The organism is Cupriavidus sp. F041 (assembly GCF_057814235.1).
In genome coordinates, this window is sequence record NZ_JBVASY010000002.1 from 2050536 (window position 1) to 2062789 (window position 12254).

A 12254-nucleotide genomic window follows, 5' to 3' on the forward strand; every position below is an offset into this window, starting at 1 on the left:
ATAGTTTCGGCAGCAAAGCCTATGAAATTTAGCCGGGGCTGGCCAGATCGGCAGGTTTTGCGCGATCATCGACCATCGTCAGAAAAAAAGAAAACCCCTCACCGACGGAGACAGCATAGATGGCCTTCATTTATTACCTGACCCATATCCACCTGGATTTCGGCACGATCGGCCAGCTCAAGGCGGAGTGCGAGCGCATCGGCATCCGCCGCCCCCTGATCGTGACGGATAAAGGCGTTGTCGCCGCCGGAGTAGCCCAACAGGCCATCGACGCCCTGGGCGGCCTGCCGCACGAGATCTTCGACGAAACACCCTCCAACCCGACCGAGGCGATGGTCAAGAAGGCCGCGGCGCAATACCGGGAAGGCGGCTGCGACGGACTGGTGGCGGTGGGCGGAGGCTCTTCCATCGACCTGGCCAAGGGCATTGCGATCCTCGCCACCCATCCCGGCGAGCTGACCACCTACGCCACCATCGAAGGCGGCAGCGCCAGGATCACCGAGCGCGCCGCACCGCTGATCGCCGTGCCGACCACCTCGGGCACCGGCAGCGAAGTCGCGCGCGGCGCCATCATCATCCTGGAAGACGGCCGCAAGCTCGGCTTCCACTCCTGGCACCTGCTGCCCAAGTCCGCCATCTGTGATCCGGGCCTCACGCTGGGCCTGCCGGCCAGCCTGACCGCGGCCACCGGCATGGATGCGATCGCGCACTGCGTGGAGACCTTCCTGGCACCCGCCTTCAACCCGCCCGCCGACGGCATTGCGCTGGACGGCCTGGAACGCGGCTGGAAGCACATTGAACGCGCCACGCGCGACGGCCAGGACCGCGAGGCACGGCTGAACATGATGAGCGCGTCCATGCAGGGCGCCATGGCCTTCCAGAAGGGCCTGGGCTGCGTGCACTCGCTGTCGCACCCGCTGGGCGGCCTCAAGGTGGACGGCAAGACCGGCCTGCACCATGGCACCCTGAACGCGGTGGTGATGCCGGCCGTGCTACGCTTCAACGCCGACGCGCCCAGCGTGGTGCGCGACAACCGCTACGCCCGCCTGCGCCACGCCATGGGCTTGCCCGCGGATGCCGACCTGGCCCAGGCCGTGCATGACATGACGGCGCGCCTCGGGCTGCCCACCGGCCTGCGCCAGATGGGCGTCACCGAGGACATGTTCGACAAGGTGATCGCCGGTGCGCTGGTGGACCATTGCCACAAGACCAACCCGAAAGAGGCCAGCGCCGCGGATTATCGGCGTATGCTGGCGGAATCCATGTAAGTGCCGCGGCGGGCCGGCAGCACAGGTGCGCGGAACAGCCGGGGCGGTCCAGCTTTATCCAACCAGCACGGAGAAGAGGTCATGACAGGGGAACACCTGCAGGTCTTGCACGGAGACATCACCCGCATGGAAGTCGACGCCATCGTCAATGCCGCCAATAGCGGCTTGCTCGGTGGCGGCGGCGTCGATGGCGCCATCCACGGCGCCGGCGGCCCCGCCATCATGGCCGCCTGCCGCGGCATCCGCGAAACCAAGGGCGGCTGCCCCACCGGCCAGGCGGTGATCACCACCGGTGGCCTGCTGCCCGCGCCTTACGTCATCCATGCGGTCGGTCCCGTCTGGCAAGGGGGCAGCCACGACGAAGACGCCCTGCTCGCCAGCGCCTACCAGGCGAGCATCGCGCTGGCCGCGCAGCACAAGCTACGGACCATCGCCTTTCCCAACATCAGCACCGGCATCTACGGATTCCCGCGGGAGCGGGCCGTGGATATTGCCATTGAGGCAGTGCGCAAGGCGCTGGCGGCGGCGCCCAGCATCGAGCAGGTCAGTTTTGTGTGCTTCGACGATGAGAATTACCGCCTGTACCGGCATCGGTTGAGTTGATCGCGTTGAGCTTCGGGCCACGCCGGCGGTGCTTGCCGCGAAGTGGCCGAAGCGATTCCAGGCAACCGGGAATCGGGCACTGGCGATTCCCGGTTGGCCGCATGGCCAGCGGGTGAACCTGCGGTTTGTCAGAGACAATTTCGGGCACGAGTCCATTGCCCGCCACCAGCGCCCACCTGCATGCGGAAGACGATGCCCGGCGCGTGGCCAAGCAGGAGCGGCACCGGATTGGCTGGACCAGCAAGACGTGAGCAGTATCCGCGCGCTCGTAAGGGTTCAGCTTGGGCTCCGCTTGCACAGACCCCTTCCCGGAGATTGCGACATGGCCATCCAGCTCAACCACACCATCGTCTTTTCTCATGACAAGAAGGTGTCCGCCGACTTCCTCTGCGAGATCCTCGGACGTCCCGCGGCCGTGCCCTTCGGGCCGTTTCTTGCCGTGCGGCTGGACAACGATGTCACCCTGGACTTCATGGACGCGGAAGGCGATGTTGCCCTGCAGCACTATGCCTTTCTGATCAGCGACGTCGAATTCGAGCAAAGCCTCGCCCGAATCCGCGCGCGCAATCTGATGTGCTGGTCGGACCCATACCGCCGCCGCCCCGGCGAGGTCAGCACGGACGATGGCTGCCGCAGAATCTATTTCGAGGATCCGAGCAAGCATCTCCTGGAAATCTTCACGAAGGGATAAGACGCATGCGCATCGAGAGGAAGAGGCGCGACGACTGCCACGGGCTTCGGCATTCCGCGGCATCTCGCTACCCGTGAAAAGCCGCCACGACGAAGTCCGCCGCGTGCCTGGTCTAATGCGTGGCCACCGCCCCCTCCAGCGCCCATCCCACCGCCGCCTGCGCATGCAGCGCAGTGGTATCGAACACCGGCAGCGCCACATCATCCTGCCCGATCAGCAACGCAATCTCGGTACACCCCAGGATCACCCCGCCCACGCCCTGGGCCTGCAAGCCATCGATGATCCGGCGGTACGCGTCCCGCGATCCGTCGCGCACGATGCCGTGGCAGAGTTCGTCGTAGATGATCCCGTGGACCAGCGCACGGTCCGCGGCTGCCGGCACCACCACTTCGATTCCATGCATCTCCTGCATGCGGCCGCGATAGAAATCCTGCTCCATGGTGAAGGCCGTGCCGAGCAGGCCGACCCGCGTGATGCCGGAGCGGCGCAAGGCCTGCGCGGTAGGATCGACGATATGCAGGAAGGGAATGTCGAGCGCGGCTTCCAGGGCCGGCGCCACGCGGTGCATGGTATTGGTACAGAGCAGCACGAAATCCGCCCCCGCCGCCTGCACCTGCAAGGCGGCCCGCTGCATGCACTCGCCGAGTTCGTCCCAGCGTTGCGCGTGCTGCAGTGCCTTGATCTGCTCGAAGCTCACCGTGACCATGACGCTGCGCGCGTTGTGATGGCCGCCCAGGCGCTGCTTCATGTCCTGGTTGATCAGGCGGTAGTACTCGGCCGACGATTCCCAGCTCATGCCGCCGATCAGTCCGATCGTCTTCATCCTGACCTTCCTTGCGCGCACCGGCGCTGTCGAATCCGGTCAATGTAGCAGCAGGCGGCACGCGGCCCCATGCACAGTGCGCCGGTTTCCCACCGGGCCAGCGCTGCGGCAAACGCCTGACGCGGCTGGCCGGGAAAGCAGCCGCGTCAGGCGCGGTTCAGGGCAAGGCGCTGCGGATCAGCAGGTTGATGCGCTCCGGCTGTTCGTGGATGACCCAGTGCGTGCCGTCCGGAATGCGTTCCAGCCGCATGTCCGGGACGAACTTCTCCAGACCGTCCAGCAGGCTCCTGGGCAGCGCGGTATCGCGCTCGCCCCAGATCACCAGGGTCGGCACCCTTACCGTAAATGCCGTGGGGTCCAGCTTGGAAATATCGGGCGGCGTTTCGTCGGGACCCGGCGGATGCATCGGCGAGGCGCGGTAATAATTGACGCCGCCGGTCAGCGAGTGCGAGCCGCCGGCGCCGGGCTGCGACCAGGCAGCGTGGTATTTCTCGCGTGTCTCGCCGGCAAACCAGGGCGCGGGCTGCTTGCCGGCTCCGGTCAGGAAACTCTCCAGCCTGGCGAAGCCGTCGGCCGCCAGCGCTTCTTCCGATCCCGGCGCGCGCAGCCAGTTCATATAGGCCGAGGCTTCCTGCTGCTGCGGATCGCTGGTCAGGGCCCTGGCAAACACGTAAGGATGCGGGGAGTTGATGATGACGAGCCGCTCGACCATCTTCGGAAACTGGATGGCCAGGTTCCAGCAGATCGCCCCGCCCCAGTCGTGCGCCACCACCACGCAGTGCGAGTAGCCCAGCGCATTGATGAACTGCACCAGGTCTTCGACGATGTGGCGCGGCCGGTAGGATTCCACGTCAGCGGGCTTGCTCGACAGGTTGAAGCCGCGCAGGTCCGGCGCCACCGCGTAGTGGGTCTTGCCGAACTCGGCGAGCTGCTCTTCCCATTCGTACCAGAATTCCGGGAAGCCATGCACGAACAGTACCAGCGGCTTGCCCCGTTCCCCCGCGCTGGCGTAGTGCAGGCACGTGCCATTGGGTAAGGTGGCGTACTGCAGATGGCGAATGACTGCAGGTTTGGTCATGGAATTCTCCCTTGCCGCAATGGCTGACTTGTCTCCGATGGACTGGCTGCTGGCCGCCGCGCCCAGGGCTGGGCCGGTGGTCCGTTCCACCAGCCTGACGCCCTGTCCGCCGCCTGGCGGCTTACTCGCCGCGCAGGGCCGCGACCAGTCCCGCACGCACTTCCGGTTTGTCGGCGAACGGATCGCTCGGGTTGCGCTGGCTAATGATATCTTCGAAGCGCTGCCGCACGGGCGCCAGTTGCTGCGGATGCGAGTAAATATAGAAATCGTTGTCGCGGATCGCATCGAAGGTGAGTTGCGCCACCTCGGCGGCCGTGACCTTGCCCGAACTGACCGCCTTGTCCGAGAGCGCTTGCGACACCAGTTGCGAACGCGTGGGCGGCGCCTCGTTGGCCAGTTCCGAGGGGCGGTTGCGGCCCGATTGCGTGATGCCGGTCGGCACGAAATACGGGCACAGCACCGAGCAACGCACCTGCTCGCTGACCAGGCTGAGATCCTGGTACAGCGATTCGGACAAGGAAACCACGGCGTGTTTGGAAACGTTATAGACGCCCATCGCAGGCGGGCTTAGCAGGCCAGCCATGGAAGCCGTATTCACGATATGGCCTTCGAACGACGGATCCTTGGCCGTGGCGGCCAGCATCAGCGGGGTGAAGATCCGCACGCCGTGGATCACGCCGTACAGGTTGACGCCCAGCACCCATTCCCAGTCGCGCTCGCTGTTCTCCCACATCAGTCCGCCCGCGCCGACGCCCGCGTTGTTGAACAGCAGGTTGACCTGGCCGAAGGCGGCGATGGCAGCATCGGCCAGCGCCTGGACCTGCTCCGCCTTGGACACATCCACGCGCACGCCGATGACCGGCACACCTTGCGCCTTGAATTCCGCCACCGTTGCATCCAGTGCATCTTCCTGCACGTCCGCCAGCACCAGCTTCATGCCGAGCCCCGCTCCCAGCCTGGCGAATTCCTTGCCGAAGCCGGATGCGCCGCCAGTGATCACTGCCACCTTGCCCTGGAATTGCTTCATGTTGTCTGCCTCTGGTTGCTCTGGTTGGTATGTGGTTGTCTTGCCAGTCCTGCCACGCGCCGGTCCTAGCCCGCGCGCTGCACCTGATAGCCCTGGCGCGGGAAATGCACGTTGACCGCGCCCGCGCGCGGGTCTTGCCGGCGCAGCACGGCACGGTGCGCATCCAGCGCCACCAGCACGCCCGCCACCGGGTCGCGCGCGTAATCGGTCGACGTCACGGTAACAGCATCGCCAGCCTCAAAGCCGCTGTCGGCCGCCACCCCACCGGTCTGCGCCAGTGGATCGGTGCGTTGCGCCACGTCCAGCGCGGCCTCGCTGCCGATCACCCGCACGGTGCCATGGCCGTAGGCCTGCATGCGGTCGTACCAGGCCTGCACGGCCGGATACGCGTCCAGCAGGCGGGCCAGTTCGCTGGCGCGCCGGATAAACCAGACGTTGTGATACAGCGAGAAATCCGCCACCGACAGCTCGGGCCCCGCCACGTGCGCCACGCCCGCATTGAATTGCTGCTCCAGCCGGCCGAAGGTTTCGTGCAGCAGCGCGATGGCCTCGGGCAAGGGCATGCGCAACGCATTGGTGTCGCCCCGCATGGCCTTGCGGTCCGCGGCGAAGGCCTGGATCTGCGCAGGCGTGAGATGGCCCAGCATGCTTTGCGCACCGGCCGGCTGGAACAGGTAAGTCACGGCGGCGGTGAACAGCGCGGTATCGAACCAGCTCGCGGCGACACGCGCGCTGGCAGCCCGCGCCGCGGGGTACAGCGCGGGCGCGGGCGCCACGCTGTCGAGCACCTCGCAGATCAGCGCGGTATCGCAATAGATGTCGGCGCCCACCTGCAGGATCGGGGTACGCCGATAGCCGCCCGTCAGCGCCACCACATCGGGCTTGGGCAGGATCGGCGGGATTTCCACCGCCTGCCAGGCCAGGCCCTTGGCGCCCATCAGCAGCCGGATCTTTTCTGAGAACGGCGAGGTTGCGTACTGGTGAAGGATTAGATCGGCCATGTTGTCGGTGTCGCTCTTGTTGTCCAGCTGAAATTGTTCTGATTGCTGCCGTTACCGCCCCGCCTGCTTCAAGGCCTTGAGCGCCATGTTCTCGACCATGCCGGGCGCCAGCAGCCTGAGCCACAGGCCCAGCCTGCCCCTGGCCGTCATCACCAGTTCGCGCTTGCGCGCCGCCATGGCGCCCAGCATCTGGCGCGCGCATTCCTGCGCGGTCATGGCGTCGTCCTCGCGCAGCCGGCTTTCGCCCAGCGTGCGCCCGTCCGGGCCGAAGCCGTTGATGCGCGTATCGGTCGCCACCACGCCAGGGAACACCACGCACACATCCACGCCGGTACCGCGCAGTTCGGCCCGCAGCGCCTCGCAAAAGCCCGCCAGCGCGAACTTGCTGGCCGAGTAGGCGGTGCGGCCCGGCACGCCGATCTTGCCGGCCAGGCTGGACACCGCCACCATCAGGCCGCCGCGCTCGCGCAGGTACGGCAGCGCCTCGCGCGTGCACCACATGGCGCCGAAGTAGTTCACGCGCATGACCTGCTCGTAGTAGCTGTAGTCGGAGACTTGCTCGAAGTAGCCGTGGGCCGACACGCCGGCGTTATTGACCAGCACATCGATCCCGCCGTATTGCGCAGCCACGGTGGCGACCAGCCGCCTGCAATCGACCTCGTCGGACACGTCGGCGCGCCAGACCGCCACGTCGGCGGCCGGGTGCAGGCGCCGGATGCGTTCCGCCAGCGCGTGCAGCATGTCCACGCGCCGCGCCGCCAGCGCCAGGCGCGCGCCTTGCTGCGCCAGCAGCACGGCCAGTTCCGCGCCGATGCCGTCCGAGGCCCCGGTAATCAGAACGACCTTGCCGGTAAACGGTGCGAAGGCAGCCATGGCGTCAATCCAGCAGGTCGGGTTGTTCCTTGACGATGCGGGCGTACAGCGGCTGGAACTGGAACCAGCCTGCCTGCGCGGTGCCGACGATCGAGTAAGCCTGGCGCGCGGCCGCGTCCGAGATGACCTTCAGGGGCGCGTTGGTGCGCGCGGCGGCAGCCTCGGCCAGCAACTGCACCTGGCAGGAACGCTCCATGGTGATAAACCACCAGGCGGCTTCGTCTACTGTCTTGCCCACCGTCAGCAGCCCGTGGTTCTGCAGGATCGCGGCCTTGTTGGTGCCGAGCGCGGTGGCGATGCGCTGGCCCTCGTCCAGCTCCACCACCACGCCGCCGAAATCGTCGTACAGGGCATGGTCGTTGTAGAAGGCGCACACATCCTGCGTCAGCGGATCGAGCGGCCGGCCCAGCGTGGACCAGGCGCGCCCATACGTGCTGTGCGAGTGCGCGGCTGCCACTGCGTCGGCACGGGTCTGGTGCACGCGCGAATGGATGGCGAAGGCGGCGGCGTTGACGGGGTAGTCGCCCTCCACCACTTCGCCGTGGTGGTCGCAGCGGATCAGGTTGGAGACCTTGACCTGGCTGAAGTGCACGCCGAAGGGGTTGACCCAGAACGTATCCGGGAACTCCGGATCGCGCGCGGTGATGTGACCGGCCACGCCTTCATCGAAGCCAAACTTGGAGAACAGCCGGAAGGCCGCCGCCAGCCGCTGCTTGCGGTGCAGGCGTTCCTCGGCCGGCGTATCGAACTTGGGCGGACGCGGCAGCAAGCGATATTTGGCTTTCACCTCTTCGGACAGGCCGGCAGCCATTTCATCCTGGTCGGCCAGGGGCCTGGCTTGTTCTGCTGGAGCATTCATGGGGTGTCTCCTTTTTTCGTCATTCATACCACCGGTTCGCGTTCCCTCTCCCACAAGCGGGAGAGGGAGCGTCCGCGGGCCCGTCCTACACCAGCTTGACCAGCTGCTTGCCGAAATTCTTGCCCTTGAGCAGGCCCATGAACGCTTCCGGCGCGCTCGCCAGCCCTTGCGCGACGCTCTCGCGGAACTTGAGCTTGCCTTGCGCCACGGCGGTGCCCAGCTCTTGCAGCGCTTGCGGCCACACGTCCATGTGTTCGGACACGATAAAGCCTTCCACGGTCAGGCGCGACACCAGGATCAGTTGCGGGTTCTTCAGCGGCATCGGCTGGCCATCGTAGCCGGCGATCATGCCGCAGAGGGCGATGCGGCCGAAGGCGTTCATGCGGGCCAGCACCGTCTCGAGGATCTCGCCCCCCACGTTCTCGAAGTAGCCGTCCACGCCATCCGGGGTGGCTTCCTTGAACATGGTGTACAGCTCCTTGCTGTCCTTGGCCGCCTTGTAGTCGATGCAGGCATCGAAGCCCAGTTCATTGACCACGTAGTCGCACTTGTCCTTGCCGCCGGCAAAGCCGACCACGCGGCAGCCCTGCAGCTTGGCCAGCTGGCCCACCACGCTGCCGACCGCGCCGGAAGCCGCGCTCACCACGATGGTCTTGCCGGCCTTCGGCTGGATGATCTTGTTCAGGCCGTACCAGGCGGTGACGCCGGGCATGCCAACCGAGCCAAGGTACGCCGACAGCGGGATATGGGTGGTATCGACCTTCTGGATGCCGATGCCGTTGGTGACACCCATCTCCTGCCAGCCGAACATGCCGACCACCTTGTCGCCGACGGCGTACTTGGGGTTCTTCGTCGCCACGATCTCGCCGACCGTGCCGCCGATCATGACTTCGCCCAGCGGCTGCGGCGTGGCGTAGGACTTGCCCTCGTTCATGCGGCCGCGCATATAGGGGTCGAGCGACAGGAAATGGTTGCGGACCAGCACCTCGCCGTCGCCCAGTTCGGGCACAGGCACCTCTTCCAGGCGGAAGTTGTCCGGAGTCACGGCGCCGGTGGGACGCGAGGCCAGGACGATGCGCTTGAAGGTCTTCGACATGATGGTTTCCTTACAGTGAAATGGACAAGGACACTCGTCCTTTGTCATACGTTGTTCGTTGTCAATGGCGGGCTGATTACGGGCTGATTACTTCATCAATGACAGCGCCAGTGCTCGGTATGCGCGATGCGTGACCGGGTCGTTGGCGCCATTGGCAGCGATGGGGTGCGAAGCGTAGCGCACGATGGTCAGTTCCGCTTTGGGGTCGATATAGATCCGCTGGCCGTGGATGCCGCGCGCCTCGAACACGCCATGGTCGTCGTTCGAGACCCACCACATCGAGCGATAGCTCCAGCCCGGCAAGGTGGCATAGCCGGCCTTGGCGAACTTGGCGCGGTCGCCGCCGCGGCGGATGTCCGCCACCACTTCGGCCGCGATGACCTGCTGGCCGTTATAGCGGCCGCCGTTGCGCATGGTCTCGCCAAAGCGGGCCAGGTCGCGCAGCGTGGTATTCAGGCCGCCGCCGCCGGACTCGCTGCCGATGCTGTCCACCATGAAATAGGCATCGTTCTCCGCGCCCATCTTCTGCCAGACGCGTTCGGACAGCAGCCTGGCCAGCGACTGCCCCGACACCCGCTTGACGATCCAGGCGAGGACTTCGGCATTGACGGTCTTGTAGGCGAAGGCCTGGTCGTGCTCGCCTTCCTTCTTCAGCGTGGCGAGGAATTCATAGAAGGTCTTGGGCCCGGCATAGCCAGGCTCGCGCGGCATCATGCCGCCGGCACGGCTGTAGTCCCAGACTTCGGCCTTGGGATCGGCGTAGTTCTCCGAATACTTCACGCCAACCGTCATGTCCATGACTTCGCGCACGGTGGCATCGCCGTATGCGGTGCCGGCCATCTCGGGCAGGTAGCGCGTGACCGGCGCGGCGGGATCGAGCTTGCCGTCCGCCACCAGCATGGCGGCCAGCGTACCGACGAAGGATTTGGTAACCGACATGGCGATGTGCGGCGTATGGTCGTCAAGCGCACCGAAGTACTTCTCGTAGACCACGCGGCCCTTGTGCATCACCAGGATGCCATCGGTATAGGTCAGGCCCAACATGTCGCTGAAGGTGCGGCGCGTGCCGTCGGCATCGGTAAAGGCCACGCTGCCGATATCGTGCTCGGCGCGCGGCAATGCCGCGGCCGGGCCCCGCCCGTGCCAGACCGACGCGGTCGGGACCAGTTCGCGGATATGCGAAAAGCTCCAGCGGGAGCGCGGAAAGCCGTTGCTGGCGGGCGTAAAGCTGATGATCTTGGCGGCTGCCGGGGGAAAGCCCTGCATCCAGCCCGCGGTCACGGGATCGGTAGCGGCGGCATCCGGAAAGCTAGGTGCAGCGGGCGCCGCGGCCGGCGCGGCGGGCGCAGGAGCTGGCGCATTCTGGGCATGGCCCGGCTGGTACATGGCAAGGGCTCCTGCGCCGCAGGCGGCGAGCACGCTCAGTTTCAATAGCCGCATGGCGGCAATCCGTTCAAACAGCATCTGGTCTCCATTATTTGTCTTATCGGTGCCGCGTGCCGGTTGTTCCCGGTCTGGTTCTTGCTGTGCTGCTCCCTGCGCCGGCGGGCCCGGCATTCGGCACGCCGCTGCCGGACATGTGCCGCTTCAGCCGTCGGCGCCGGTATCCGAGGCGCCGCCCGGCGCGCGTTGCGGCGGCACGCGCCTGACAAACTTGAACGTGCCGGAACCGCGCGAAACGGTCTTGCCGTCGGCATCGAGAATTTCGGCCTCGCAGAAAGCCATGGTGCTGGTACGGTGCACGCACTGGCCGCGCGCGATGAGCTTGCCGCGCCCGGGCGCCATGAAGGTAGTCTTCATCTCGATGGTGACCACGCCGCGCCCGTCGGGGTCGGCGGCGCGGCCGGCAATCGCCATGGCCACGTCGAGCAGCGTCATCAGCACGCCGCCGTGCGCCATGTCCCAGCTATTCTGGTGGCGCGTTTCCAGCGCCAGTTCGATCTCGCTGCCTTCCTTGTCCATGCGCGTGCATTGCACGCCGAGATCGGCAAGGAAGGGAATCTTGAGGGGAAAACCGTTGGTTTGAGTCATGTTTGCTAAAGAGGCGAGGACAGTACGGTTGGCCGGCAGGCTCAGGTTGAGCCATGCAAGCCATATGCCAACCGCATTAGAGCATGGACCTAAACCGCGCTCACGCCGCCGTCCACCGCCAGCACCTGGCCGGTGATGTGCTTGCCGGCGGCGCTGGCGAACAGCAGCGCCGCGCCCTTCAGGTCTTCGTCGTCGCCCAGCCGGTGCAGCGGCACCGACGCACACATGGCTTCCACGCCCAGGCGGTCCAGCGAACCCTGGGTCATCTTGGACGGGAAGAAGCCTGGCGCCAGCGCGTTCACCGTGATGTTGTGCTCGCCCCATTCCGCCGCCAGCGTGCGGGTGAAGTTCACCACCGCACCCTTGGACGTGTTGTAGGCGATCGTTTCCATCGATCCCGGCGGGTTGCCCGCCAGCCCGGCGATGGAAGCCACGTTGATGATGCGGCCATAGCGGCGCGGGATCATCGACAGCTTGCCGATGCGCTGGGTCAGCAGGAACAGGCCGCGGATATTCAGGTTCATCACCTTGTCCCAGGCCTCCACCGGGTGGTCCTCGGCGGGCGCGCCCCAGGTGGCGCCGGCGTTGTTGACGAGGATGTCGACATGGCCCAGCCTGGCCAGCGCTTCGTCGGCCAGGCGCGCGATATCGGCGTCGCGGGCGCCGTCGGCGGCGATCCAGTCGGCTTCGATGCCGAGCGCCTTGAGGTGGGCCTGTGCCGCTTGCAGCTCATCGGCCTTGCGTGCCGACAGCACGATGCGCGCGCCCTGCTCGCCGAGCGCTTCGGCGATCTGCAGGCCAAGCCCGCGCGAGCCGCCGGTAATCAGCGCCGTCTTGCCCTTCAGGTCGAACAATTGCTGGATGGTATTCATGGGGTCTCCCGATATTGTGTTGTGCGCGCATC

General features: G+C 66.1%; 13 protein-coding genes and 1 pseudogene. 4 read left to right on the plus strand and 10 right to left on the minus strand.

What is annotated here, in order from left to right:
* Positions 1 to 119 precede the first annotated feature (119 nt).
* From ACZY0R_RS26740 to ACZY0R_RS26755, 4 genes and pseudogenes are all read left to right on the plus strand, one after another.
* Complete coding sequence (locus ACZY0R_RS26740) at positions 120 to 1268, plus strand: iron-containing alcohol dehydrogenase (protein ID WP_045236341.1); 1149 nt, start codon at positions 120 to 122, stop codon at positions 1266 to 1268.
* Between the two features lie 81 nt (positions 1269 to 1349).
* Positions 1350 to 1871, plus strand: a complete 522-nt coding sequence (locus tag ACZY0R_RS26745) for an O-acetyl-ADP-ribose deacetylase (protein ID WP_045236340.1) — start codon at positions 1350 to 1352, stop codon at positions 1869 to 1871.
* A gap of 106 nt (positions 1872 to 1977) precedes the next feature.
* Positions 1978 to 2122 (plus strand): annotated as a pseudogene (locus ACZY0R_RS26750) (tyrosine-type recombinase/integrase); the annotation flags it as partial.
* A gap of 71 nt (positions 2123 to 2193) precedes the next feature.
* Entirely contained in the window at positions 2194 to 2562 is a 369-nt protein-coding gene (locus ACZY0R_RS26755; protein ID WP_488862621.1) for a VOC family protein, read from the plus strand.
* Positions 2563 to 2674: 112 nt separating this feature from the next.
* On the opposite strand, the gene ACZY0R_RS26760 is transcribed toward ACZY0R_RS26755, so the two are convergent.
* The 10 genes from ACZY0R_RS26760 to ACZY0R_RS26805 form a co-directional block, all read right to left on the minus strand.
* Positions 2675 to 3385 carry an aspartate/glutamate racemase family protein gene (locus ACZY0R_RS26760; protein WP_488862623.1) on the minus strand — a complete coding sequence of 237 codons (711 nt, stop codon included), beginning with the start codon at positions 3383 to 3385 and terminating at the stop codon, positions 2675 to 2677.
* A 157-nt stretch (positions 3386 to 3542) separates the two neighbouring features.
* The gene (locus ACZY0R_RS26765; protein ID WP_488862625.1) at positions 3543 to 4463 is read right to left on the minus strand and encodes an alpha/beta fold hydrolase; all 921 of its coding nucleotides are present in this window, start codon (positions 4461 to 4463) and stop codon (positions 3543 to 3545) included.
* 121 nt (positions 4464 to 4584) lie between these two features.
* Positions 4585 to 5490: an SDR family oxidoreductase gene (locus ACZY0R_RS26770; protein ID WP_488862627.1), complete on the minus strand. Its 906-nt coding sequence runs from the start codon at positions 5488 to 5490 to the stop codon at positions 4585 to 4587.
* A gap of 65 nt (positions 5491 to 5555) precedes the next feature.
* Positions 5556 to 6491 carry a glutathione S-transferase family protein gene (locus tag ACZY0R_RS26775; RefSeq protein WP_488862629.1) on the minus strand — a complete coding sequence of 312 codons (936 nt, stop codon included), beginning with the start codon at positions 6489 to 6491 and terminating at the stop codon, positions 5556 to 5558.
* 51 nt (positions 6492 to 6542) lie between these two features.
* Positions 6543 to 7364, minus strand: coding sequence for an SDR family oxidoreductase (locus ACZY0R_RS26780; RefSeq protein WP_488862631.1), 822 nt, complete (start codon positions 7362 to 7364; stop codon positions 6543 to 6545).
* 4 nt (positions 7365 to 7368) lie between these two features.
* Entirely contained in the window at positions 7369 to 8223 is an 855-nt protein-coding gene (locus tag ACZY0R_RS26785; RefSeq protein WP_488862633.1) for a class II aldolase/adducin family protein, read from the minus strand.
* Between the two features lie 85 nt (positions 8224 to 8308).
* A complete protein-coding gene (locus ACZY0R_RS26790) occupies positions 8309 to 9319 on the minus strand; it encodes an NADP-dependent oxidoreductase (protein ID WP_488862635.1) in 1011 nt (336 codons plus the stop codon).
* Between the two features lie 87 nt (positions 9320 to 9406).
* The gene (locus ACZY0R_RS26795; RefSeq protein WP_488862637.1) at positions 9407 to 10783 is read right to left on the minus strand and encodes a serine hydrolase domain-containing protein; all 1377 of its coding nucleotides are present in this window, start codon (positions 10781 to 10783) and stop codon (positions 9407 to 9409) included.
* Positions 10784 to 10906: 123 nt separating this feature from the next.
* Positions 10907 to 11350 carry a PaaI family thioesterase gene (locus ACZY0R_RS26800; RefSeq protein ID WP_488862639.1) on the minus strand — a complete coding sequence of 148 codons (444 nt, stop codon included), beginning with the start codon at positions 11348 to 11350 and terminating at the stop codon, positions 10907 to 10909.
* 89 nt (positions 11351 to 11439) lie between these two features.
* A complete protein-coding gene (locus ACZY0R_RS26805) occupies positions 11440 to 12222 on the minus strand; it encodes an SDR family oxidoreductase (protein WP_045236330.1) in 783 nt (260 codons plus the stop codon).
* Positions 12223 to 12254: the final 32 nt, after the last annotated feature.